Raw genomic sequence first — 23797 nt, 5'->3', positions numbered from 1 at the left:
ACCCGTTTTTCAACGATAAAAATTCATCTCATCCATGTACTTCCATACGGCATCGGGAAGCATAGCACGGATATTCTTTCCCTCGACATGTTGTTTTCTGATAAAAGTGGATGAAATTTCCATGATGGGTGCGGCCACACGGTTTATCTTTGGATGGTCTTCAAACTGATGCTCCATTTTTCCATCAGAAATTCTTGGATACACATACAGGTCATGGTTCTCTAAAATGACCTCATGGTTTTTCCATTTGTGGAAGCTATTCAGGTTGTCTTCGCCCATAATCAATGAAAATTGGTATTCTTGACCGTATTTTTCATTGAGATGTGCCAAAGTGTTCACGGTGTAATTCGGCTGTGGCAAGTCAAATTCAATCTTGCTGGCCCTGAGTTTTGGGTACTCTTGTATGGCCTCAAAGACCATCTGGTAGCGATGGTGGTCATCGAGCAACGATTGCTTTTGCTTAAACGGACTTCGAGGGGTGATGACAAACCAAACCTCATCCAAATCTGAGAATTCGACCACGTGGTTGGCAATGACCAAGTGCCCGATGTGAATGGGGTTGAACGTTCCGAAAAAGAGTCCAATTTTTTTACTCATAGCTACTTTCCAAATACCAAAATGAAAACTCCTTTCCCTGCTCAGGGAAAGGTGGGCCAGCGAAGCTGGGTCGGAAAGGGTCAATAAATTTATGGTAAATCCCTTCCGTCTTCCCTATCCAAGTTAGGAAATCCACCTTCCCTTGGTGTCTTCCTCTCGTCCCACTCGTCGGAGACAATAGGAAGGGTTTTTATTCTTTATCCTCAATTCTCACCCCAACAAACTCTGCCACCAACTGATGCGCCTCTTTCAGGGCATCATCCAAATCATAGTTTTTGATGATCTTATCAAATTGTGGTGCCGTGGCCAATTCTACCGAGGCCTTGGCAATGCGCATATTGATTTTGTCATTGTCTTCTGTACTGCGCTTTTTGAGTCGGATTTTCAGTTCATCAACGCTGGGCGGTTTCACAAAAACGGCCAAGGTCTGTTCAGGAAATTTTTTCTTGATTCGAAGTCCGCCTGCCACATCGATATCAAAAATGACATTCTTGCCTTCGGCCCAAAGGCGTTCGACCTCACTCTTCAATGTACCATAGAAACAATCGCGGTAGACTTCTTCCCATTCCAAAAAATCACCTTTTTTGATATGCTGCTTGAACTCAGAAGTCGACATAAAGTAATAATGCTCGCCATGTTTTTCCTTTCCACGACGGGGGCGCGACGTGGCAGAAACCGAAAAAGCCAAATTAAGCTCAGGCTGTTGCAAGAGGTAGCGAACAATGGTCGTCTTACCGCTACCAGACGGAGCTGAGAATATGAGCAACTTTCCTCCTGAGCTCATAATACATTCAACATTTGTTCCTTTATTTTTTCGAGCTCGTCCTTCATCTGAACCACCACTTGCTGCATGGGTGCATAGTTGGCCTTGGATCCAATGGTGTTGATTTCACGGCCAATTTCTTGTGCGATAAAGCCCAGTTTTTTTCCATTGCTATCCGCAGAATTCAGGGTTTTTTGAAAATAATCAAGGTGGTTGGCCAATCGCACTTTCTCTTCGGTGATGTCATATTTTTCAAGATAGTACATCAGTTCTTGCTCAAAGCGGTTTTCATCGACCTCGGTTTTTAAATCGGCTACAGCCCGATCTAATTTTTCCCTGATGGTCGACAAACGTTCGGGATCCAACTTTTTGACTTCTTCAAGTAGCTTTGCTATATTTTTTAATCGAAGGTTAAAATCTTTTTCAAGTACTTTTCCCTCTTCTTCACGAAAGAGATTGATTGCTTTCAGGGCGTGTGTCAACGCCTCGGTTATGGCCTGATATTCTGTTTCATCAATTTCGTCACCATCGGTCTTTAGGGTGTCGGGCATGCGAAGGGCCAATTCCAACAACTTGATGTCATCACCATCTGCAATGGCCTTTAATTGCTGCATATATTTTTTGACCACGCCCTGGTTGACCTCTGCCGTCGTTTCTTCACCCGTGATTTCAACATTCAACGAAAAATCGACCTTGCCACGGTGCAATGATTCAGAAATCATTTTTCTGAGCTGCAGTTCTTTATCGCGATACGCTTGAGGGAGCCTTGCATTTAAGTCAAGGTGTTTACTGTTGAGGGATTTCAGTTCTACCGTGATTTTTTTGGAGGGAAGCTGCACCACATGCTTGCCAAAACCGGTCATGGATTGAATCATAAGATATCAATGAATTTGCGCAAAGTTAACCAAAATGGCTTCTTATTTGGGATTGCCGTTTCTATCAAAATTTCGATTGAGCTTGGTCTCACACCAGTACATACCAACACCTATACCTACGAGCATTGAAAAAATACTGACCATTATTGCGTAGTTTGGATAAATAATGTACGAAAGTAATCCTATTGCCAGCAGAACAATCCCGAGTCGTATGAACATAAAGGCTCCGATAGCATTGGCGTAGTCCCATATCTCTTGATTGGCCATACTTCTACGGGTTCTATATCCATAAATATAATTGATTTTCTTGGGGGGATATTGCTTCCACAAATAACCTCCAACCAAGAATATCAGTGGTGATATGAGTGCCCCCAATAAAATCTCCAAACTCATTCTTACAACTCTCTAATCCAAATATTGCGATAGCTTACCCGACTGTTGTCTTTATGGTCTTGCAGTCGCAGTGGCCCTTTGCCGTGAGGCGGATTTTTAGGCCAGCCGATATAAGGTGTGGTTCCTTTTATCTCCACATGGTCTTGTACCAAAACCCCATTGTGGATGACGGTCAACGTTCCCGACTTCACCTTTGTGCCGTCATCATCAAATTCTGGTGCATGGTAAATGATGTCATACGTGTTCCATTCCCCCGAGGGCACTGAAGCCATCGCCAGGGGAATGTGCTGCTTGTACACCGAGGCCACCTGACCATTTACGTAGGTATCATTATCATTATTGTCAAGCACCTGCACTTCGTACAGATTGTTCAAGAACACCCCGCTATTGGCCCTGTTCTGGCCCTCACGCTGCACTTCGGCCGGTGAACGCCATTCCAAATGCAGTTGCACACTTCCAAAATTCTGTTTGGTCTGAATATCGCCCGTTTTATCCTTCACGATCATGCTGCCATCATCGTTCAAATGCCATTGTACCGCAGTGCTATCAACCGAGCTGATCCATTGGTCAAAATCCGTTCCGTCAAAAACCACAATAGCATCGCTGGGCACGCCCCTTTCATCAATGGTGACCTTGGGCGGCACAGGCTCGTACACTTCGGTTTCTTCTGGTGTTGTGGGTTCTGAGGCTCCATCTTTTTGCCCGTAGGATACAAACACCAAGAAAAATAAAAGGATTGTCGTCAGTTGCCGCATGCTATAGTTTCTTGATTTTGATATTTCGAAAAGCGACGATATCGCCATGGTCTTGCAGGCCGATTTTACCCGTTTGGTATTCGCCAAAACCTTCCCAATCGGCAAATTTTGAATCCGCGACCATTTCATCCCACATGGGGCCGTGCACGGGAAACTTCACAATTTCTTGTCCATTTAACACTACATTGCCTTCGTTGGTGGTATGGTTGACCGTTAACACACAGGTGTTCCATTCCCCAGCAGGTTTGACCACACTTTTTGAAGGTGCAATCATGTCATAAAGGGCGCCTGCTTGGTGGCTCGTGCCATTTTTGGCATCGGGATGCCGTTCATCATCCAACACCTGTATTTCTGGGCCAGTGAGATAGGGCTGGCCAAATTTCTCATCTTCATGAACGCCCCAGAAAATGCCGCTGTTGCCGCCTTCGGAAACCTTCCATTCCAGCGAGAGCACAAAATTCTTGAACTCTTCGCCAGTGACAATATTGTAGCTTGCCCCTTCGGGCCGGTTTTCTGGCGGATAAAATACCATGGCCCCATCTTCCAATTTCCAAGGGTCGCCCATTGCTTCCCCGTTGTAAAAGTGCCACCCTTCAAAAGAGCTTCCGTCAAACAAGGTAATCCATTCATTTTCCATAGTTTCTGTTTTTTCAGTGTCTTCGGATGCTTCTTCGGTTTCCTTTGGTTTATCCTTACAGGTAATAACCGTAAATGCCAATGCTATCAAGAATAGTTTCTTCATAATCCTAAAATCTTTTTTAGTTGTTCTTTATCAGTTTCCGCCCCAGCGAAATCATCAAAGGTCTTTTGCGTGGCCTCGATGATATGGTCTTGAATGAATTTTGCCCCCTCTCTGGCACCCTGCTCAGGGCTTTTGATGACGCACTCCCACTCCATCACGGCCCACACATCACAGCCGTATTGGGTCAATTTTGAGAAAATGGTCTTAAAATCAATCTGGCCATCTCCCAAAGAACGGTAGCGCCCCGCACGGTCGCCCCAATCGTTATACCCGCCAAAAGCTCCTTTTTTTCCTGTCGGATTGAACTCAGAATCTTTCACATGGAACGATTTGATGAACTCGTGATAATGGTCGATATAGGTGATGTAATCCAATTGCTGCAACACAAAATGGCTGGGGTCGTAAAGAATGTTCACTCGCTTATGATTGCCCGTTGCCTCTAAAAAGCGTTCAAAGGTATCACCATCATGCAAATCTTCCCCTGGGTGGATTTCATAGCAGACATCGACCCCTTCTTCATCAAAATGGTCGAGTATGGGCATCCAACGTTTCGCCAATTCTTCAAAACCCATTTCGACCAAACCCGCTGGTCGTTGTGGCCAAGGATGTGCAAAAGGCCAAACCAAAGCTCCTGAAAAGGTAGCGTGTGCCTTGATCCCTAGCCGTCTGCTGGCCGTGGCCGCTTTTTTAACGGTCTCTACGGCCCATTGGGTACGTTCCTTGGGTCTGCCCTTGAGGTTATCGGGTGCAAAATTATCGAACATGATATCGTAAGCAGGGTGTACCGCAACCAATTGCCCTTGAAGATGGGTAGAGAGTTCGGTAATCTCCAATCCATATCCGTTTATTTTGCCTTTTAGCTCATCACAATAATCCTGGCTTTCTGCTGCTTTGTCCAAGTCGATGAGAAATTTTTCCCATGTGGGTATCTGTATCCCTTTGTATCCCAAATCTGATGCCCATTTGCACATTCCGTCCAATGAGTTGAAGGGGGCTTTGTCATCTACAAACTGCGCCAAAAAAACTGCTGGGCCTTTGATGGTTTTCATGTGTTCGTTTTGAGTGTTTTTTAAAAGTTTTAAGAATTATCCGCTATATTTAGAAAATGCATACAGCTTCTTCAAATTTTTGTTGAAAAGTCTATAAATATAGCGATTCATTGACAATTAAAACAACCGAATTATGAACCCGAATACCGTTTATGACGCCATTGTGGTCGGAACAGGAATCAGTGGTGGCTGGGCCGCCAAAGAACTCTGTGAAAATGGCTTGAAAACCTTGGTGCTGGAGCGTGGCCCTATGGTCAAGCACGTTGCGGATTATAAGACCATGAACGATGACCCGTGGGATTATCCGTTCAAGGGCGAACTGTCACATGAAGAGCTTAAAAAATACCCTGTGCAACGCCGGTTGGGCTGGGCCCCAAAAGATGATGTCAAGCACTTTTTTGTCAATGATTTGGAGCATCCCTATGTAGAAACCAAACGTTTCGACTGGATTCGGGGCTATCAAGTGGGGGGCCGTTCTTTGACCTGGGGCAGGCAAAGCTATCGTTGGAGCGATGTTGATTTTGAAGCCAACCTTAAGGAAGACATCGCTGTGGATTGGCCGGTCAGGTATGCCGATATCGCCCCTTGGTATGACAAAGTCGAACAATATATCGGTGTGAGTGGGGAGAATTTAGGGCTCAGGCAATTGCCCGACGGCAAGTTTCAACCCGCCATGGAGCTGAACTGTGTTGAAAAAGACCTGCAGCAAGCAATGCAAGAGCGGTTTGAAGATGGCCGTCTTTTGACCATTGGGCGGGTCGCCCATATCACTGAAAATACGACCGAATTTGAAGGCCGTGGGCCATGCCAATATCGAAACCGATGCTGGCGGGGCTGCCCTTTCGGGGGATATTTCAGTAGTAACTCTTCCACCCTTCCTGCGGCGGAACGCACGGGCAATATGACCTTGCGACCGAACTCCATCGTACATGAAGTGATTTATGATGAGAATACCAAAATGGCATCTGGGGTCGGGGTCACCGATGCCGAGACGCATGAAAAATTGGAATTCAAGGGAAAGATCATCTTCTTATGCGCCTCAGCAATGGCCTCAGTCGGTATTCTATTGCAATCGAAATCGAAACGCTTCCCGAACGGAATGGGCAATGATTATGATGAAGTTGGAAGGAATATCATGGACCACCATTACAAGTTAGGCGCCTCAGCCAAAGTCGACGGCCATTTGGATAAATACTATAAGGGCAGACGACCCAATGGTTTTTACATTCCCCGATTTGTAAATCTGGATGAAAAGACCCAACAAAAGGAATTCCTGCGCGGCTTTGGCTACCAAGGTGGGGCCAGTCGCGACAACTGGGCCGAAATGGTAGCTGAAATGGGCTATGGTAAAGCCTATAAAGAAGCCATTTTGAAACCTGGGGGATGGCAGATAGGTATGACCGGTTTTGGCGAGATGCTGCCACACCACGACAACCGTGTCACGCTCAGCACTGATAAAAAGGATGCATGGGGTCTGCCACAACTTGATTTTGATGTAGAGTTCAAAGAAAATGAATTGAACATGCGGGAAGCTATCGTACGTGAAGCTGAATCCATATTTAAAAATGTCGGTTTTAAGAATGTTAAAACTTTCAATGAAGAAACTGGGCCAGGCCTCGGAATCCATGAAATGGGCGGTGCCCGCATGGGTTGGAACCCGAGGACTTCGGTGACCAACAAACACAACCAAGTGCATGCCGTACCCAATGTGTATATGACCGATGGGGCCTTTATGACTTCCGCCAGTTGTGTGAACCCTTCTTTGACGTATATGGCATTCACGGCCCGTGCCGCCAATCATGCTGCCAAAGCATTCAAAAAAGGCACATTTTCAGCGACCTAAGCCCTTACTTAAAGGTTACTTTGGCGAAAAAATTGAATTTATTGGCCTGCATTTCTTAATATTGTTTTGATACAACCAATCTATGGAAAACGCTTCGGCCCGTAATCTATGGGGTGATTTTTTGGACAAACATCTAGAGTTTGCCAACGAAGATGCGCCAAAAGTGGGGCATTTTTGTGACAATGAGAAAGATGCCAACCTTTGTGCAGACTTAATCAGCAAAGACATCAAACGGGCCACTTCGCATTCGCTGCTGGGACTTCAACTACGCGGTGAGGAGCTGCCCAAAATAGGAGACTTTTTAGTGGTCACCGATTGGTCGGGCAAGGCAAAGTGTATTGTCAGAACCACTTCGGTCAAGCTGATCCCTTATTTTGCCATTCATGCCGAACATGCCCGAATGGAGGGTGAAGGCGACAAAAGCCTCGAACACTGGCGCAAAACGCATTGGGAATACTATACCCGAGAACTTGAACCCTTCGGGCGTAAACCTCTGGAAAGTATGATTGTGGTCTTTGAACGGTTTGAGAAGATGTTTCAGCGGTAAACTGTCAAGAACTTCAAGGTATTGAAAACCTTGAGGGTCTGCTTGAAAATATCTTAATCCATCTTCACCCAAACATTGCCCAGTTTGTGAGAAGCGACCGTATTCTCAATAAAGTCCATACCACGAACCCCATCTTCCATGGTAGAGGTTTAGCCGTTACTAATTAAATATTTCTTTCATTTTCTTTGCTGTGTCTTCCTCTCGCTTTTGCTCGTCGGAGACAAGAGAAAACGAAACAAAAGAAAGGACGCTTTCTTCGTATGAATTTTTCCGCTTTGCGGAAAACCGATAGCGAAAGTGCGTCCGCCATAGGCGGAAAAAGCATGCAGCGCCAGACTGGAACGGTTCTTTCCTTTGGAAAGAAATTTCCTTGAAATCTTTTTTTCCCAGCTCCCTCTGGCACGTCACTGAAAAAGTTCTATGAACTTTTTCGTTCCGTCCTGGCTCGTTTTGTATCAAGACAAAATGAACGAGATGAAAACTTAATCCATCTCTACCCAAACACTGCCCTGTTTATGTGAGGCGACCGTATTCTCAATAAAGTTCATCCCTCGAACCCCATCTTCCATGGTTGGGAATTCACCATCATTATAGGCTTCACCCCGTATGGCCTTCGCAGCACCGAGGTAGATATTCGCCATCGAGTCAAAAATGCCCTCGGGGTGACCCGGCGGAAGTTTGGTGCCGTCCAACGACAATTTTGAATTGTACGGATGGCCTGGTTTGTAGACCTGCAGCGGTTTTCCTTCAGTGAAAAAATACAAGAAATTCGGATTCTCCTGCTCCCAAACAAAACCGCCTTTTTCGCCGTAAATGCGAATGGCCAAACCATTTTCTTCGCCCGTGGCCACTTGGCTTGCCCTGATGACCCCTTTTACATGCTCGTCCATGCGAATGAGCACCGTGCCATCAACATCCATTTTGTTGTCGTCATAGAGGTAGTTGAAATCACATAAAATGGATTTCACCTTCAAGCCCGTGGTGTATTCCACCAAATTAAAAGCATGTACCCCGATATCGCCCATACATGAGCTGATGCCCGCTTTTTCGGGATCCAGTCGCCATACCGAATTCCTTTTTTCTTTATCGTGGATGATGGGATTGATCCACCCTTGGTAATAACGCGCATCAACTTTATGGATTTTACCCAGCTCCCCTGCCTTGATCATCTCACGCATCTGCCGTACCATGGGGTAGCCTGTATAGGTGTGGGTGAGGGCAAATACTTTACCTGATTTTTTGTGGGAAGCTTCCAATTCTTTCGCCTCGGCATAATCCATCGTCATGGGCTTTTCACAGATGACGTGAAAACCATTGTCCAACAACTTTTTGGCCATGGGGAAATGCAGAAAATTAGGGGTCTGCACTGAACAGACCTGAATGCGCTCTTCTTCAGGAAGCTTTAATTCTTCTTCAATGAGCGTGTCCAAATCCTTATAAATCCTATTTAGGGGAATATCAATCTCCTTTGCGAAATCCAAGCTCTCTTGATGGTCGGGACTGAAAACCGCACCGGTGATTTCGTAATTATCATTGATGAAGGCCGCAACACGGTGCAGCACCCCGATAAGGGAATCGCCTCCCCCACCTATGATTCCTAATCTGATTTTTTTTGGCATTTTTTGTGTTTTATGCTTCTGCTGTTTTTGGTTTTCTATTTCTCATGTACAGGTTGAGTCCCAAGAACAAAACTATCAAAATTGCAGGAAGCACTGACATGATTTTCAACGCTTCATTCGCACTGGCGTTGTCAATGATGTTACCCATAATGGGAAGCACTACCGATACGGAAAGCATTCCAGCCCCGCCCATGATAGAAAGGCCCAAGGCACCACTTTCAGGGATGTACTCGGCCACAAATGATATCATGGTTGGCCAGAAAAAAGTGATGCCCACCGCAAACACTGCCGCTGCAAAAAAGGTCATGGGCCCACTGGTTATGGTCAACAGCCAAAGCCCCAAAAAGGCAAAAACCGCTGAGAACAAGAGCATGCCCTCTGGTTTAAGCTTATGCACCACCTGACCTGCAAAGGCACGGCCTATGGCCATGATGCCATTGATAAATGCCAAGACCAATAAGGGCACTGCTACAGTTGATTTTAATAAAGACTCTATACGCTGGTTGGTGCCCAATTCTGTGGCGGCGGTCAAGAACATACAGATAACCATAAACAGAAACAGCGGCTTTGCGACACTTTTCCACATTTTGGCATTACTGACCCCCATCTTGACCCTTTCTGTAACCGGAAACTGCTGGCCTATGAACATAAAACCGTATATCAAAAGTGGAACAAACAATGTACCGACCATGATTTGCCAACTGAGCCCCATCACATCCATCACCAACCAGCCTACGATCGATCCCACCACAATACCTCCCGGAAACCAAACATGAAACCGATTCAACATCTTGGTTTTATTTTTTGGGTACATAGATGCAATCATAGGGTTGAGCGCTGCCTCGACCATACCGTTGCCAATACCTACAAAAAGCGTTGCCAAAAAGAGTGAAGTCTGATCTCTTGCAAGTATCGTCCAAAAAATACCGATGGCATGGGTGATAAAGGCCAACCAAGTTATCTTCTTTATACCCAAAGTATCGACTAAAGGGCCGCCCACTATCATTGCGGCGGTGAATCCGAAAAAGGCTGGAGTGAAGGCCCAGCCAATTTGTTCAAGTGTCAAGCCTATGCCTTCAGGCCCAAATACAGTTTCTAATCGTGCCCTGATGGCAAAGGTCATCGCGGTGACCAAAAGTGCCATACAAGAGGCAACGAACAATCGATTCTTATTTATATTTTCCATTGAGAACGTTGAATTGGTTTATTACTTGCTATACGTGATTTTTTCATTTTTGAAAAGGAGCATGAACAGGATGAATACCACAAATGCAAAACCTGCAGGATAGATCCAAATGGATTCCCAAGCGTGGCCTCCCGTATCTTCCAAAAGAAAGGTATCGGTAATCTTGCCCGCTATCCAAAAACCGATGAGCATCCCCACGCCGTAGGTGGCCAATGTAATCAGCCCTTGGGCCGCGCTCTTGTATTTCTCGCCCGCTTTGGTATCCGTATAAATCTGTCCAGAGACAAAGAAGAAATCATAGCAGATGCCGTGCAATGCAATACCGATAATCAACATGAACGTCAAATCACCGGCGTTGCCATAGGCGAAGAGCAGATAGCGCACCGTCCACGCCAACATGCCCACCAAAATGGTCTTTTTGAAGCCGAACTTTGTAAAAAAATAGGGCAACAACAACATAAAGATCACCTCTGAGGCTTGACCAATGGTCATCTTTCCGGTGGGGTTATTGACGCCAATCTCCGAAAGGAAGGGATTTGCATTTTGATAATAAAATGCCAAGGGAATACATATCAGCACCGATGAGATAAAGAAAATCAGAAAGTTTTTGTCTTTCAACAGTTTCAAGGCATCCAACCCTAAAATTCCCGATAGGCTCACTTTCTCATCTTTGCTGATTTTTGGCGGTGTCTTCGGCAATGTAAAACTGAACAATCCCAAAACCGCAGAGGCAATCGCCACCATTAAAAAGGTATTCTTTAACAAGCCCGATTGGATTCCTTCCGAAGAATCCCAAAGAAATAGATAACTGATGATGAGTCCTGCAACGATCCACCCAATCGTTCCAAAAACCCGTACAAAAGAAAATTCTTTGGCGGGGTCTGTCATCTGGTTGAAGGATATGGAGTTCACCAAGGCCAACGTGGGCATGTACAATATCATGTACCCCAAGACATACGGATAAAAGACGGCAAAATCGGTGGCATTGTACATCCGGTACATCAAAAAAGCTCCCAAAAGGTGCAATACCCCCAAAATACGTTCAGCGTTGAAATAGCGGTCGGCAATAAGACCAATGATAAAAGGTGCGATAATGGCTCCCCAAGATTGTGTTGAGAAGGCTTGGGCAATCTCACCGCCAGAAGCATTCAAATTATTGCCAAGAAATGTGCCCAAGGTTACGAACCAGCCTCCCCAAATAAAAAATTCGAGAAACATCATAAAAGACAGTTGAAACTTGGTGGTAATATTCATGTGCTTAGGCCGTTTTTGGTTTATCGTTTGTAATGGATGTAATCAAAGGGATTCGGCTCGATGCCGTTGTTTCTAAAATCCATAAGAATCTGCCCGCGGTGATGGGTCGAGTGGTTGATGACATGAAACAAAATATCTTTTAGCTCACTGGCATAGACCCTTCCTTCGGTAGTTTCATAATCAATGCGCTTTTCAAAGTCGTCGGTATTGGTGATGATTTCAAAGGAAGTTCGCTGGTTCTCATAGTGGATGTCTTGCCAGTCGGCCAACGGATGCTCTTGCCAGACACCATACTCAGCGGGTCTGTTCAAAATACGGGAATTCCAGAGATGGTGTGCGTTCAGAATATGGTTGAACAGCCTTGCGGTGTTCTCTGGTATCGCTGCCAATTCACCGCATTGCTCAATCAGTTGTCGGTTGCAATAAAAGTTGTAGTCGTACAGTTGGTTAAAAAGTGCTTTCATAGAAAATATGCCCAGCTACTATCCTAAGTTTTTAGCAGCATTGACCAACAGGTTTTTTGTGGCCAAGATTCCTTCCTTCTCTCCCAAATCGACTCCTTCATATTCGACTCCGATATGGCCCGTGTACCCTGCATCTTTTACAATTTTCAGCATTCGGGTATAATCAATTCTCGATTCTTCGCCTTCTTCATCAAAACTATAGGATTTTGCACTGACCGCTTTTGCGTAGGGCATCAACTCTTTGACCCCTTTGTACTTATCGTACTCTTCTAAACACTTTGATTCGTAATAAGAGCCATCTTCTCTTCTGATACAGAAGTTTCCGAAATCAGGTAGGGTTCCACAATTATCCATACCTACCTCAGCCATCACATTGGCCAACCAAGCTGCATTTGAAGAAGGCCCACCATGGTTTTCAACGATGACATTGATGTTCTTGTCTTTGGCGTAGGTAGACAGTTTGGTCAATCCGTCAACTGAAGCTGCCGTCCATTCGTCTTTTTCCATACTGCCCTGAAGATTGACCCGTATCGAATGACAATCCATTGCCGCCGCCGCATCGACCCATTTAAAGTGGTTCGTGACGGCTTTATCTCGCTCGCCTTCATCCGCAGCTGCCAACGGCCCTTGGCCATCGACCATGATCAACAAATTTTTCATTCCGTGTTTGCTCGCCTCTGTATTGCACTTGGCCACAAAAGCCTGCATTGCGGTATCTGAGAAATCTTCTTTTTCCAATTCAGGATAATAAAGGCCGCTTACATATTCCAATCCCGTAAAGCCCCACTCCTTTGCCTTTTCGGCAAAAGTATAGGGGTCTACCCCGTCATTACGTATCATTTTGTTTATTGACCATTGGGCCAATGAAAGTTTAAAAAACGGTGCAGTGCTTTCTTCTTCGGCCATTGCTGCGTCTTGCTCAGGTGCTTCTTTTTTTGCCTCCTTGCAGGCATGTAATCCTAAGAAAGAAACTACAAGACCAGCTTGGGCTGTATTCCCTATAAATTTTCTTCTTTTCATTTTTCAACAAACGGTTTGATGATTATTTGTTTATGTTAAACAACTACAACGTTTTAGTGTGGTATCTTCAAAAACGACAAGGATTAAATGTAGAAAATTAATTTAATATTTAATACATTTAGAGGATAAACAAGTCAGAATACATGAGTAAATTTTATTACAACCAAGAACAAGAATCGTACGATGCCATTGTTGTTGGTACTGGTATCAGTGGTGGATGGGCCGCTAAAGAACTTTGCGAAAACGGATTGAAAACCTTGGTGCTCGAAAGAGGGCCCATGGTCAAGCATCGTGAAGACTACCCGACGGCCAATATGGACTCTTGGGATTTTCCACATAACGGTGAACTGCCAAAAGAACAGATGGCCCGACAAGAAAAGCAGGCCAGAACCGGGTACACCGTGAAAGCACCCCATCATTTTTGGTTTGTTGACGACATTGACCATCCTTACAATGAGGTCAAGCGTTTTGATTGGATGCGGGGGTATCATGTTGGGGGTCGCTCCATTTTGTGGGGCCGTCATAGCTACCGGTGGAGTGATATTGATTTTGAGGCCAATAAGAATGATGGCATAGCTGTAGATTGGCCTGTTAGATATAAAGATATAGCACCTTGGTACGATAAGGTGGAATCATACATTGGGGTTTCGGGTGAACTTTTAGGTCTGCCACAATTGCCCGACGGGCAGTTTGAGCCCATGATGGAACTTAACTGTGTAGAAGACCACGTTCGCCAGAAAGTGGCTGAAAATTTTGATGGCCGTGTTATCACTGCCGGTCGCGTCGCCCATATCAACAGTGACAAACAGTTTGAAGGTGACGGCCGGGTTCGTTGCCAATTTAGAAATCGATGTATCAGGGGATGCCCATTCGGGGCTTATTTCAGCAGTGTTTCTTCAACACTGCCGGCAGCCGAACGAACCGGCAATATGACACTGCGACCCGATGCTATCGTTCATGAAGTCATTTATGACCCCAATACGAGAAAAGCCACTGGCGTAAAGGTCATTGACCGAGAGACAAAAGAAGAATTTGAATTCAAGGCCAAGGTCATTTTCCTTTGTGCATCGGCCGTGGCTTCAACCTCTATTTTGATGCAATCAAAATCGGATAGATTCCCTAACGGATTGGGCAATGACTCGGGTGAACTTGGTCACAATATCATGGACCACCATTTCAAAGCTGGTGCCAGTGGCAAAATGGATGGTTTTGACGACAAATACTATAAAGGCCGAAAACCCAATGGTATTTACATCCCCCGTTTTAGAAATATCGGTGGTGATTCAAACATGAAAGAATTCACCAGAGGCTATGGCTACCAAGGCGGTGCAGGTCGCGGCGATTATGAAGACTTGGTCGCTGAGGCATCTTTTGGCAAAGCATACAAGGATGCTGTGTTATCTCCTGGAGGATGGAATATAGGAATCAACGGCTTTGGAGAAATTCTTCCCTATCACGAAAATAAAATGACGCTTGATTACGAAAAGCTTGACCAATGGGGATTGCCCACAGTGACCTTTGATGCCGAAATCAAGGAAAATGAGCTGAAGATGCGTAAAGACATGCAAGAGCAGGCCGCGGCCATGCTGGAAAAGGCGGGCGCAAGAGAAATAGAAACCTTTGATGATGATTATGCCATAGGGCTGGGCATTCACGAGATGGGTACTGCCAGAATGGGCAGAAATCCAAGAACCTCGGTGGTCAACGGCTACAATCAGGTACATGCCTGTAAAAATGTTTATGTGACCGATGGCGCCTTCATGACCTCAGGAGCTTGTGTAAATCCGTCACTGACCTACATGGCCTTCACGGCAAGGGCCGCAAACCATGCCGCACAAGAACTTAAAAAAGGTAATATCTGATATGGAAAGAAGAAACGCACTCAAGAACATGGGCATGGTTTTTGGCTATGCCGTAGCCACCCCAACCCTGTTGTCCATCATGCAAGGCTGTAAAGAAAAGCCACATTATGCGGAATGGACTCCCAGCTTTTTAGAAAAAGAAAAAGGGTATGCCCTGGCACAGACCGTTGATGTTATCCTCCCGAAAACAGATACCCCTTCGGCAACCGAAGTGAACGTACATGTCTTTATCGATGAGTTCTTGGATAAGGTTCTGCCAGAGGAACAACAGGCTTTTGTCAAAATTCGGATGGACAATTTCTTTGATAAGGTCTTGGCCGATTCTGGCAAGGAGTCTTTGATGGATATTGAAGCGGAACACATTGAACCCGTGCTCAAAACCTATCTCAGAAAACGTAGTGATGAAGAGGAAGAATTGCACGGCAAGGCAATAAGCAGCTATATGGAAGCTATTATGCAGGGCGGGCAGGCCACGTTGGATGATGATATTGCCCGTTTTTCATTTGCCAACGATTTGAGGGGTCTGGCCACTTGGGCCTACAAATCATCAGAAACAATCGGAGAAGAGGTCTTGGCCTACCTGCCCATACCCGGTGAGTATGTGGCTTGTGGCGATGTCAATGAGTTGACCGGAAGAAAAGCCTGGTCTTTGTAGCATATAATTATTTTCACGTATCAACCCTTTCAGTGATGGCACTGAAAGGGTTTTTTGTTTTATTTAACTATACTTTCTGTAATCTTTTTGCGTTTTTACTACGTATATAATGGTAATCCTTCCTATAAAGAAATGGAAAAGTATCTTATTTTTTTGTTTGTCTACATTGTCCTGTTTCTTCTCTCTTACGGAGTTATGAGAGGGCATCTAAAAAAGTAATGCCCTTTTCTAACTTGGCCCTTATACTAAATTAAAAAATACCCCGACAAAACCTATGTGGGGTGGTCCGTCAGGGTATCTTAATCAAATAAACACTATCCTTCGCTGAAAACAGTCGTTCAGCTCTTACATGCTAGACACCACCAAAAGTGGTTCGTCTTAGCCTCTTTATGATCCGCACATCAGGCAATCGTCATCTGCCTCGCCTTCTTTGGCGCGTGCAATCAATGCCGCCATTTCAGCTTCCGTCATAGGCTGTGCCTCTACATCTTGTTGGGTCACCGGAGTTGGGTTCACTTTGAGGTTTTCAGCTTTTTTTGGTGCCACGGCCGCTTCAATCTCTGCCTCTGCCGCCACACTGATGGGCATTTCTTTTTTCTTCGTATTGTCTAAGGTGAATTTGATGGCATCAACAGCCGCCTTGGTCCTTAAATAGTACATGCCTGTTTTTAAACCACTCTTCCATGCGTAGAAGTGCATTGAAGTGAGCTTCGCGTAATTGGCATTTTCCATGAACAGGTTCAGCGACTGGCTCTGATCAATGAAATAACCCCGCTGACGGCTCATGTCGATGATGTCTTTCATGCTCAACTCCCAGACCGTTTTATAGAGTTCTTTGATGTCATCAGGGATGGTCTCAATATGTTGGATAGATCCGTTGGCCCGCATCAATTCTTGCTTAAGATTTTCATTCCAAAGGCCCAGTTTCACCAAGTCTTCCAAGAGGTGCTTGTTCACTACGATAAACTCCCCTGAAAGTACGCGGCGTGTATAAATGTTTGATGTGTAAGGTTCAAAGCATTCGTTGTTGCCCAAAATCTGCGAGGTCGATGCCGTCGGCATCGGTGCCACTAAGAGTGAATTGCGTACACCGTTCTTTTTGACATCTTTTCTGAGTTTGGCCCAATCCCACCTTCCGGAAAGTTCCTCATCTTTTAATCCCCAGAGATTGTGCTGAAACTCGCCCTGCGAGATCGGCGAACCTTCATAAGAAGAATAGGTGCCGTCTTTTTTAGCTTCCTCCATAGAAGCAGTGACCGCTGCAAAATAAAGTGTCTCAAAAATATCTTGGTTCAATTGTCTGGCCTCATCACTTGTAAATGGCAATCGCAGCATGATAAAGGCATCGGCCAAGCCCTGCACCCCCAAGCCAATCGGTCTGTGGCGCATGTTTGAATTCTCGGCTTCTTTGACCGGATAGTAATTTCTATCGATGACCCTGTTCAGGTTCTTGGTTACCCTTTTTGTGACCTTGAACAGCTCTTTATGGTCAAACTGCCCGTTCTTCACGAACATGGGCAATGCGATGGAGGCTAAGTTACATACCGCCACCTCATCGGGCGAAGTATATTCCAAAATTTCGGTGCATAGGTTCGATGAACGAATGGTACCCAAATTCTTTTGGTTGCTCTTGCGGTTGGCTGCATCTTTGTAAAGCATGTATGGTGTACCGGTCTCAATCTGCGACTCCAATATTTTTTCCCACAGTTCGCGGGCCTTTATCGTTTTTCGCCCTTTGCCCTCTTCCTCATATTTGGTATACAGCTTTTCGAATTCCTCACTATGGCTGCTGAACAATCCAGGGCATTCGTTGGGGCACATTAACGTCCACTCCGCATCGGCTTCCACCCTTTTCATGAACAAATCGGGCATCCACATGGCGTAGAAAAGGTCACGGGCCCGCATTTCTTCTTTACCGTGGTTCTTTTTTAAATCCAAGAAATCAAAAATATCGGCATGCCACGGCTCCACATAAATGGCAAAACTGCCCTTTCTTTTACCGCCACCCTGATCTACGTAACGCGCAGTGTCGTTGAATACACGAAGCATCGGCACGATACCGTTGGAGGTGCCATTGGTACCGGCAATATAAGATCCCGTTGCACGAATATTGTGAATAGACAACCCGATACCGCCCGCAGATTGTGAGATTTTTGCCGTTTGCTTCAAGGTGTCATAGATACCGTCAATACTGTCGTCTTTCATCGCCAACAAGAAACAGGATGACATCTGGGGTTTGGGCGTACCTGAATTGAACAGTGTCGGCGTGGCGTGGGTAAAGTACTTTTTTGACATGAGCTCGTAGGTCTCTATGGCCGAATCCAAATCATCTAAATGTATGCCGATCGAAACACGCATCAGCATGTGCTGCGGACGTTCAGCAATTTTGCCATTCAACTTTAGCAAATATGAACGCTCCAAGGTTTTGAATCCAAAATAATCGTAGCCGAAATCACGGTTGTAGATAATGGTAGAATCCAACTTGTCGGCATTCTTTTGTATGACTTTGTATACTTCCTTTGACAGTAAAGGTGCTTTTTTGCCCGTTCTTGGGTTGACGTATTCGTACAAATCCTTCATGGTCTCTGAAAAGGATTTTTTGGTGTTTTTGTGTAGGTTGGAGACAGAAATGCGGGCCGCCAACTTTGCAAAATCAGGATGTGTGGTCGTCATCGTGGCAGCAATCTCTGCGGCGAGATTATCCAACTCAGAGGTGGTCACCCCATCATACAATCCTTCAATGACCCGCATTGAAACCTTTATCGGGTCGACCAGTTCACTAAGGCCATAGCACAATTTTCTTACCCGGGCCGTGATTTTGTCAAACATGATGGGCTCTTTTCTTCCATCTCTTTTTACTACAAACATTTTTTCATTTTTTTAGTGATACGTTGGTTCAACCACCAAAGCAATTGTTAAAAAAGTTAACGTTTTAGATTTGGGGCAGAAAAACCTTGAGAATTCAATCCTCAAGGGTATTTATTGAAAGTCTCTAAAAATCAGCGTCGAAACTGATTTTTTGAGAATCGGTGTCCTTTTCTTTGTTGAGCACGCCTGCCTTTTGGTATTCAGAAACACGCTTCTCAAAGAAGTTGGTCTTGCCCTGAAGCGAGATCATATCCATAAAGTCAAATGGATTGGTGGAATTATACACCTTCTCACACTCCAATTCAACCAACAATCTATCCGTTACAAATTCCAGATATTGGGTCATCAACTTGGCGTTCATACCAATCAAACTCACGGGAAGCGACTCAGTGATGAACTCTCTCTCAATATCGAGGGCGTTTGTCAAGATTTCGGTAATACGCTCTTTGGGCACTTTGTTCACCAAATGCTTGTTGTGCAGGTGCACGGCATAATCACAGTGCATGCCCTCATCTCTTGATATCAATTCGTTGGAAAAGGTCAATCCTGGCATCAGGCCTCTTTTTTTCAACCAGAAGATGGAACAGAACGCTCCAGAAAAGAAAATACCCTCAACGGCGGCAAAGGCTATCAAACGCTCGGCGAAACTCGGTGAGTCTATCCATTTCAATGCCCAGTCTGCCTTTTTCTTGATGGCAGGAAAATTCTCAATCGCCTTGAAAAGCACATTTTTCTCTTTTTCATCCTTCACGTAAGTATCGATCAACAACGAATAGGTTTCTGAATGGATGTTTTCCATCATGATCTGAAATCCATAGAAAAACTTGGCCTCAGAATACTGCACCTCGTTTACAAAATTTTCGGCAAGGTTCTCGTTCACGATACCGTCGGAAGCGGCAAAAAACGCCAAAATATGTTTGATGAAATACTTTTCGTCATCACTGAGTTTCCCGTTCCAATCGGCAAGGTCTTGGTGTAAATCAATCTCTTCAGCAGTCCAAAAACAAGCCTCACATTTTTTGTACCATTCCCATAGATCATGGTGCTGTATGGGAAAAATAACAAATCGGTCTTCATTTTCTCGCAAGATGGGTTCTACTGCTGCTGACATCGTTTTTGGTTTAAAAAATTAGAATTTCGGGTGAAATTTACCTTACGGTAGGGACTTACAAATATTTAAAAATGAGATCGGAATGAAAAGGTCGTTCGGGCAAAACATCTCCAAAGTTTTTAACACGGATCGTTGAAATCCCAGCTCGCCAGTGATGTTTACTGCATTAAAAGAATCTGATTTTTTTGACGCCCCAAAAACCGACGTTCAACAAAAAAGCCAATGTGATTTAATTTCACATCGGCTTCAAAATATGTATGGTTGGGTTATCAAACCGTACGGCCTGCCGTCTAGAAACAATGTTGGTCTTTAAGGTAGTTCCCCCGAAACCCAAAAACGCAACGGTTGTATCAAACAACGGCAATCTCATAAAGTCTCACATACTTTTGTATGCTTGGTTGGCCGTACAGTGGTTGATATAATGTCATTTTTTGTCCAAAAGTGTAAGCTCTTGGGTCGTCATGTCCTCTAGCTCGTCTTTTTGGTTCTGATTGTTCTCTACCAATGCTGCAAACACCAATACGGTCAAGAAAATCAAAAATAAGATGGCGCATTTTCTCATGATCATATAGATTGGTTAAACTTGGCGATACCAAATTAGAGCACTCTTGCCCTAGTCAAGGGGGCAATTGTATGAACGGTGTTAAATCTTGTATGGATGGAAAACACCTGAAAGGCATGCGGTTACATGTTCAAAATAAGATTTTAGAAAACTTTCCTTTGAAAAAAACCAAGTTTTAAGGAAAATAATGCCAACCATACTGTGTATTGGGCCAAAAACACAATTTTCACTACCAATGATGGTAATAGTGCTAAATTTGATACCTTAATCAGTGTTATGCTCGAAGCTGTAATTGTAGATGACGAAATAAAAGCATTGCAAAGCCTTAGTTGGGAACTTAGCAATCTCAGTGATGAGGTCAATGTGGTCGCTTCTTTTACCGATGCCCATGAGGCACTTTTGTATCTAGAAAAGCATACCCCTGACTGCCTTTTTTTGGATATCGAAATGCCCGCCATGGATGGTTTTCAATTCATCAAAAAACTTAAGAACAAGGCCTTTCCTGTGGTTATCACTACCGCTTATAACCAATATGCGTTAAAGGCACTCAAAAACGAAGCCATTGACTATCTTTTAAAACCAATCGATAGTGATGATCTGGATGAGACCATCAATAAAATCAAAAAATTCAATACCAAGACCATCACCGCTGAAAAGCTGGAACAGATACTGCTTAACCACAATACGGAAGCACATACCAAAAGAATCACCATCAATACCGACGGAAAATTACTGTTCTTTGAGTCTGATGAAATATTGTATGCCGAATCTGACGGAAACTACAGCACGGTTCACCTGAAAGATGGTCAAAAAATACTGTTGACAAAAAAACTGAAAGAGGTCAACGAGCTACTGCCGAGCAGCTGCTTTTTCAGAATTCACAATTCTTACATTGTCAATCTCAATAAGGTCAAACAGTTTTTGAAGACTGATGGCTACGTTATACTCGAGACCAATCATAAAATACCTGTTTCAAGGCAGAAAAAGTCAGACTTTCTTGACCTTTTATAACCTATCACGACTTCTGTGCCCAAAACCTATCTTTTAAGAAACGTTCCTCCCATACCAATTAGAGCAAGGGTTCTGTTTCTATTGACTTTTGTGCTTTTGGGCGGCTTAAGCGCACAGCAGATTCCTGAGAATTTTAAGCAAAAGGCAAAAAATTTAATCAATAGGGCACCAAAAGATTTTGGAACAATAGATAACACTTTCAAAACCGAAAAGCGAGATACGGTATTGATGGGCTACCTCAACCAACTCTCAAAATCAGAAGGATATCTTGAAGGGCAGGCCTATGCGCTCAACCATATCGGGCGAACCCTAAGAAACCTTTCGCAAGAGGATAAGGCAGAAACGTACCATAAGAAAGCACTGGCCATTTCAGAACAGGCAAACAGTATCGACTTTGAAGTGCTCAGTCTCAACTGGCTGGGGGTGGTCTATCGCAGAATTGATGCCGTCAAAACAGCCCTTGACTACAACCAAAAAGCACTGGAACTTGCGGAATCGGTTGAAAATCCGTCTTACCACATCAAACGGAGCATCAATGTATCGCTGAACTGTATCGGCCTTCTTTATCGGGCTCTCGAGCAATATGATCTGGCCATTGAGCAGTTTGAAAGGGCCCTAAAACTGGAAAAAGAACTCGACAATAAATTGGGGTTAGCCATCAACCACCAAAACATCGGGGATTGCTTTGAACAAAAAGGACTTCTTGATCAAGCACTCGACAACTATCTGAAATCCCTCGAGTACAATGAACTGATCAATTCGAACATGGGGCGCATTATTTGCAAAAACAGCATCGCCCAAGTACGCTTGAAACAAGATATGCCCAATGTGGCCCTAAACCTTCTTGAGCCGCTACAAGAACAAGCCATTGGTTTGGGTGACAACCTGGTCACTTCTTCAGTATTTATCAATTCGGGTTGGGCACAGATGAAGCTCAGACAACTGGGCACAGCCGAAAAAAACTTTGAGCGAGGACTTCAAATCGCTGAACAGTACAATATGCCGAGCATTGCCCAGATCGCAACCAAACGGCTTTCTGAGCTCGAAGAACTAAAGGGCAATCAAGAACGTGCGCTGGAGTATTACAAAAAGATGTACGACTACGATAAACAAATCACCAACAGTACCAATTTCAGGTACATGAACGATATGATCCAGCGCTATGAGTCAGAAAAGAAGAACGATCAAATTGAAGTGCTGACCAAGCAAAAGGAACAGGCCGATATACGGTTGCGTAAAAACCAGACCACTCTTTTGGTGAGTGCATTGGCTGCCTGTCTCTTGGCTTCCATTTTGTACATTCTGTACCGAAAATATCAGACCAACAATGAACGTCGGGTACTGAGCCTTGAACAGAACATGTTGCGTAGCCAAATGAATCCTCACTTTTTGTTCAATTCATTGAACTCCATAAAGTTGTACATCATCAACAACGAGCAAAAGAACGCCGTTCACTACCTCAACAAATTTTCAAAATTGGTTCGAAAGATTTTGGAAGCTTCCTCGCAAAAAGAAATATCGCTGGCCGAGGAGTTAGAAACCGTTGAACTCTATATGAACATCGAGAACATTCGTTTCAACAATGCCATTGATTTCAAAATCGCTGTGGATGATGACATCAATCTTGACCAGATCAAAATACCTTCCCTCGCGTTGCAACCCTTTCTTGAAAACGCATTGTGGCACGGTCTTTCACCAAAAGAAGGTGAAAAGAAAATCGAACTTCAGGTCATCAAAAAAAATAACGGTCATATCACCATCTCCATTGAAGATAATGGAGTGGGCAGGGCAGCTGCAGAAGTCAACAAAGAAAATCGGGTGCTCAAGCGAAAGTCGGTCGGTATCGATATTACCAAAGAACGCTTGGCCAATTTTGCAAAAGATTACCACAATGATTTTGAGGTAGAAATCGTTGACCTTTTTGATGATTCAGGTAACGCAAGGGGAACCAAAGTGGTTATCAACGTACCTACGGTTTAGCAATTTTTGAGGCTACTTCTTCAAGTTCATCATACCAAGCTTTGCCGAATTTGCGCAACAATGCGTCTTTGACAAAGCGATAAATCGGAACGTTCAATTTTTTGCCCAAACTGCACGCCGCATCACAAATGCCCCATTTATGGTAGTTTACTGCAGTTAATTCTGAATATTCTTTGATTCTAACCGGATAGAGGTGGCAAGAAATGGGCTTTTTCCAGAGTGTTGCTCCTTTATCATACGCTTGCTCAAGACCGCACTTGGCCGTACCGTTTTCTGAGAAGGTGACATAGGCACATTCACGCCCGTCAATCAAGGGCGTTTCCCATTCCCCGTCTTCGCCTTTCACATACGTTCCCTGTTGCTCAATGGTGCGAATGCCCTCTGCACGTAAAAAAGGCTTTACTTGGTCATAGATTTCTTCAAGTATTTCGGTTTCATCATCCTGAAGCGGTGCTCCAGAATCGCCATCTACACAGCAAGCCCCTGCACAGGCATTCAGATTGCAGACAAAATCAGTTTCAATCAACTCTTCTGAGACCAAAGTTTTTCCTATCTGGAACATGATATTAAATCTAAATCAAATTTACTTTTTTACATGCTTTATCAACATACGAAATCCTTTTTTTCAACGTAATTTTGCA

The 23797-nt window shown here is 44.4% G+C and carries 22 protein-coding genes; 6 read left to right on the top strand and 16 right to left on the bottom strand.

Features of this window, described 5'->3' with window-relative positions; genetic code table 11:
• Positions 1 to 9: 9 nt before the first annotated feature.
• From nadD to AAAH86_RS08155, 7 genes are all read right to left on the bottom strand, one after another.
• Positions 10 to 597: a nicotinate (nicotinamide) nucleotide adenylyltransferase gene (nadD, locus tag AAAH86_RS08185; protein WP_343487081.1), complete on the bottom strand. Its 588-nt coding sequence runs from the start codon at positions 595 to 597 to the stop codon at positions 10 to 12.
• A 190-nt stretch (positions 598 to 787) separates the two neighbouring features.
• Complete coding sequence (gmk, locus tag AAAH86_RS08180) at positions 788 to 1381, bottom strand: guanylate kinase (protein WP_343487080.1); 594 nt, start codon at positions 1379 to 1381, stop codon at positions 788 to 790.
• A complete protein-coding gene (locus tag AAAH86_RS08175; protein ID WP_343487079.1) occupies positions 1378 to 2235 on the bottom strand; it encodes a YicC/YloC family endoribonuclease in 858 nt (285 codons plus the stop codon). The genes gmk and AAAH86_RS08175 overlap by 4 nt, the downstream gene beginning before the upstream one ends.
• A gap of 42 nt (positions 2236 to 2277) precedes the next feature.
• A complete protein-coding gene (locus AAAH86_RS08170) occupies positions 2278 to 2628 on the bottom strand; it encodes an SdpI family protein (protein ID WP_343487078.1) in 351 nt (116 codons plus the stop codon).
• Between the two features lie 2 nt (positions 2629 to 2630).
• Positions 2631 to 3383: a DUF1080 domain-containing protein gene (locus tag AAAH86_RS08165; protein ID WP_343487077.1), complete on the bottom strand. Its 753-nt coding sequence runs from the start codon at positions 3381 to 3383 to the stop codon at positions 2631 to 2633.
• A 1-nt stretch (position 3384) separates the two neighbouring features.
• Positions 3385 to 4125: a DUF1080 domain-containing protein gene (locus AAAH86_RS08160; RefSeq protein WP_343487076.1), complete on the bottom strand. Its 741-nt coding sequence runs from the start codon at positions 4123 to 4125 to the stop codon at positions 3385 to 3387.
• On the bottom strand, positions 4122 to 5174 hold the full coding sequence (locus AAAH86_RS08155) for a sugar phosphate isomerase/epimerase (protein WP_343487075.1): 1053 nt from the start codon (positions 5172 to 5174) through the stop codon (positions 4122 to 4124). The genes AAAH86_RS08160 and AAAH86_RS08155 overlap by 4 nt, the downstream gene beginning before the upstream one ends.
• Before the next feature lie 133 nt (positions 5175 to 5307).
• Here AAAH86_RS08155 and AAAH86_RS08150 point away from each other — a divergent pair, with 133 nt between their 5' ends.
• Together AAAH86_RS08150 and AAAH86_RS08145 are read left to right on the top strand one after the other, a co-directional pair.
• Positions 5308 to 7017 (top strand): GMC family oxidoreductase, encoded by a 1710-nt coding sequence (locus tag AAAH86_RS08150; RefSeq protein WP_343487074.1) that lies wholly within the window; start codon positions 5308 to 5310, stop codon positions 7015 to 7017.
• An 82-nt stretch (positions 7018 to 7099) separates the two neighbouring features.
• Positions 7100 to 7564 carry an ASCH domain-containing protein gene (locus AAAH86_RS08145; protein ID WP_343487073.1) on the top strand — a complete coding sequence of 155 codons (465 nt, stop codon included), beginning with the start codon at positions 7100 to 7102 and terminating at the stop codon, positions 7562 to 7564.
• A gap of 482 nt (positions 7565 to 8046) precedes the next feature.
• On the opposite strand, the gene AAAH86_RS08140 is transcribed toward AAAH86_RS08145, so the two are convergent.
• From AAAH86_RS08140 to AAAH86_RS08120, 5 genes are read right to left on the bottom strand one after another with little or no spacing between them, the layout of a single operon-like run.
• Positions 8047 to 9183 (bottom strand): Gfo/Idh/MocA family oxidoreductase, encoded by a 1137-nt coding sequence (locus AAAH86_RS08140; RefSeq protein WP_343487072.1) that lies wholly within the window; start codon positions 9181 to 9183, stop codon positions 8047 to 8049.
• Positions 9184 to 9193: 10 nt separating this feature from the next.
• Complete coding sequence (locus tag AAAH86_RS08135) at positions 9194 to 10369, bottom strand: MFS transporter (protein ID WP_343487071.1); 1176 nt, start codon at positions 10367 to 10369, stop codon at positions 9194 to 9196.
• 21 nt (positions 10370 to 10390) lie between these two features.
• The gene (locus AAAH86_RS08130; protein ID WP_343487070.1) at positions 10391 to 11623 is read right to left on the bottom strand and encodes a nucleoside permease; all 1233 of its coding nucleotides are present in this window, start codon (positions 11621 to 11623) and stop codon (positions 10391 to 10393) included.
• Positions 11624 to 11643: 20 nt separating this feature from the next.
• The gene (locus tag AAAH86_RS08125; protein WP_343487069.1) at positions 11644 to 12087 is read right to left on the bottom strand and encodes a DinB family protein; all 444 of its coding nucleotides are present in this window, start codon (positions 12085 to 12087) and stop codon (positions 11644 to 11646) included.
• An 18-nt stretch (positions 12088 to 12105) separates the two neighbouring features.
• Positions 12106 to 13107 (bottom strand): sugar phosphate isomerase/epimerase family protein, encoded by a 1002-nt coding sequence (locus AAAH86_RS08120; protein ID WP_343487068.1) that lies wholly within the window; start codon positions 13105 to 13107, stop codon positions 12106 to 12108.
• A gap of 143 nt (positions 13108 to 13250) precedes the next feature.
• On the opposite strand from AAAH86_RS08120, the gene AAAH86_RS08115 reads away from it, so the two are divergent.
• Positions 13251 to 14969 carry a GMC family oxidoreductase gene (locus tag AAAH86_RS08115; RefSeq protein ID WP_343487067.1) on the top strand — a complete coding sequence of 573 codons (1719 nt, stop codon included), beginning with the start codon at positions 13251 to 13253 and terminating at the stop codon, positions 14967 to 14969.
• Between the two features lies 1 nt (position 14970).
• Positions 14971 to 15624: a gluconate 2-dehydrogenase subunit 3 family protein gene (locus AAAH86_RS08110; RefSeq protein WP_343487066.1), complete on the top strand. Its 654-nt coding sequence runs from the start codon at positions 14971 to 14973 to the stop codon at positions 15622 to 15624.
• 387 nt (positions 15625 to 16011) lie between these two features.
• Here the strand turns inward: AAAH86_RS08110 and AAAH86_RS08105 are convergent, their stop codons facing one another.
• From AAAH86_RS08105 to AAAH86_RS08095, 3 genes are all read right to left on the bottom strand, one after another.
• The gene (locus AAAH86_RS08105; protein WP_343487065.1) at positions 16012 to 18492 is read right to left on the bottom strand and encodes a ribonucleoside-diphosphate reductase subunit alpha; all 2481 of its coding nucleotides are present in this window, start codon (positions 18490 to 18492) and stop codon (positions 16012 to 16014) included.
• Positions 18493 to 18616: 124 nt separating this feature from the next.
• Entirely contained in the window at positions 18617 to 19603 is a 987-nt protein-coding gene (locus tag AAAH86_RS08100; RefSeq protein WP_343487064.1) for a ribonucleotide-diphosphate reductase subunit beta, read from the bottom strand.
• A 424-nt stretch (positions 19604 to 20027) separates the two neighbouring features.
• Positions 20028 to 20165, bottom strand: a complete 138-nt coding sequence (locus AAAH86_RS08095; RefSeq protein ID WP_343487063.1) for a hypothetical protein — start codon at positions 20163 to 20165, stop codon at positions 20028 to 20030.
• A gap of 276 nt (positions 20166 to 20441) precedes the next feature.
• Here AAAH86_RS08095 and AAAH86_RS08090 point away from each other — a divergent pair, with 276 nt between their 5' ends.
• Positions 20442 to 21176, top strand: a complete 735-nt coding sequence (locus AAAH86_RS08090) for a LytTR family DNA-binding domain-containing protein (RefSeq protein WP_343487062.1) — start codon at positions 20442 to 20444, stop codon at positions 21174 to 21176.
• Between the two features lie 15 nt (positions 21177 to 21191).
• The gene (locus tag AAAH86_RS08085) at positions 21192 to 23156 is read left to right on the top strand and encodes a tetratricopeptide repeat protein (RefSeq protein ID WP_343487061.1); all 1965 of its coding nucleotides are present in this window, start codon (positions 21192 to 21194) and stop codon (positions 23154 to 23156) included.
• Here the strand turns inward: AAAH86_RS08085 and AAAH86_RS08080 are convergent.
• Positions 23146 to 23718, bottom strand: a complete 573-nt coding sequence (locus AAAH86_RS08080; protein WP_343487060.1) for a DUF3109 family protein — start codon at positions 23716 to 23718, stop codon at positions 23146 to 23148. The genes AAAH86_RS08085 and AAAH86_RS08080 overlap by 11 nt on opposite strands.
• Positions 23719 to 23797 lie beyond the last annotated feature (79 nt).

Source organism: Allomuricauda sp. d1 (assembly GCF_039592695.1).
Classification (GTDB): Bacteria; Bacteroidota; Bacteroidia; order Flavobacteriales; family Flavobacteriaceae; genus Flagellimonas_A.
This window is presented reverse-complemented; position numbering and strand designations above follow the sequence as displayed.

What these genes read in the sequence shown, in the direction of transcription:
- nadD (WP_343487081.1), bottom strand. Translation starts at nt 597, where the DNA reads ATGAGTAAAAAAATTGGACTCTTTTTCGGAACGTTCAACCCCATTCAC.
- gmk (WP_343487080.1), bottom strand. Translation starts at nt 1,381, where the DNA reads ATGAGCTCAGGAGGAAAGTTGCTCATATTCTCAGCTCCGTCTGGTAGC.
- AAAH86_RS08175 (WP_343487079.1), bottom strand. Translation starts at nt 2,235, where the DNA reads ATGATTCAATCCATGACCGGTTTTGGCAAGCATGTGGTGCAGCTTCCC.
- AAAH86_RS08170 (WP_343487078.1), bottom strand. Translation starts at nt 2,628, where the DNA reads ATGAGTTTGGAGATTTTATTGGGGGCACTCATATCACCACTGATATTC.
- AAAH86_RS08165 (WP_343487077.1), bottom strand. Translation starts at nt 3,383, where the DNA reads ATGCGGCAACTGACGACAATCCTTTTATTTTTCTTGGTGTTTGTATCC.
- AAAH86_RS08160 (WP_343487076.1), bottom strand. Translation starts at nt 4,125, where the DNA reads ATGAAGAAACTATTCTTGATAGCATTGGCATTTACGGTTATTACCTGT.
- AAAH86_RS08155 (WP_343487075.1), bottom strand. Translation starts at nt 5,174, where the DNA reads ATGAAAACCATCAAAGGCCCAGCAGTTTTTTTGGCGCAGTTTGTAGAT.
- AAAH86_RS08150 (WP_343487074.1), top strand. Translation starts at nt 5,308, where the DNA reads ATGAACCCGAATACCGTTTATGACGCCATTGTGGTCGGAACAGGAATC.
- AAAH86_RS08145 (WP_343487073.1), top strand. Translation starts at nt 7,100, where the DNA reads ATGGAAAACGCTTCGGCCCGTAATCTATGGGGTGATTTTTTGGACAAA.
- AAAH86_RS08140 (WP_343487072.1), bottom strand. Translation starts at nt 9,183, where the DNA reads ATGCCAAAAAAAATCAGATTAGGAATCATAGGTGGGGGAGGCGATTCC.
- AAAH86_RS08135 (WP_343487071.1), bottom strand. Translation starts at nt 10,369, where the DNA reads ATGGAAAATATAAATAAGAATCGATTGTTCGTTGCCTCTTGTATGGCA.
- AAAH86_RS08130 (WP_343487070.1), bottom strand. Translation starts at nt 11,623, where the DNA reads ATGAATATTACCACCAAGTTTCAACTGTCTTTTATGATGTTTCTCGAA.
- AAAH86_RS08125 (WP_343487069.1), bottom strand. Translation starts at nt 12,087, where the DNA reads ATGAAAGCACTTTTTAACCAACTGTACGACTACAACTTTTATTGCAAC.
- AAAH86_RS08120 (WP_343487068.1), bottom strand. Translation starts at nt 13,107, where the DNA reads ATGAAAAGAAGAAAATTTATAGGGAATACAGCCCAAGCTGGTCTTGTA.
- AAAH86_RS08115 (WP_343487067.1), top strand. Translation starts at nt 13,251, where the DNA reads ATGAGTAAATTTTATTACAACCAAGAACAAGAATCGTACGATGCCATT.
- AAAH86_RS08110 (WP_343487066.1), top strand. Translation starts at nt 14,971, where the DNA reads ATGGAAAGAAGAAACGCACTCAAGAACATGGGCATGGTTTTTGGCTAT.
- AAAH86_RS08105 (WP_343487065.1), bottom strand. Translation starts at nt 18,492, where the DNA reads ATGTTTGTAGTAAAAAGAGATGGAAGAAAAGAGCCCATCATGTTTGAC.
- AAAH86_RS08100 (WP_343487064.1), bottom strand. Translation starts at nt 19,603, where the DNA reads ATGTCAGCAGCAGTAGAACCCATCTTGCGAGAAAATGAAGACCGATTT.
- AAAH86_RS08095 (WP_343487063.1), bottom strand. Translation starts at nt 20,165, where the DNA reads ATGAGAAAATGCGCCATCTTATTTTTGATTTTCTTGACCGTATTGGTG.
- AAAH86_RS08090 (WP_343487062.1), top strand. Translation starts at nt 20,442, where the DNA reads ATGCTCGAAGCTGTAATTGTAGATGACGAAATAAAAGCATTGCAAAGC.
- AAAH86_RS08080 (WP_343487060.1), bottom strand. Translation starts at nt 23,718, where the DNA reads ATGTTCCAGATAGGAAAAACTTTGGTCTCAGAAGAGTTGATTGAAACT.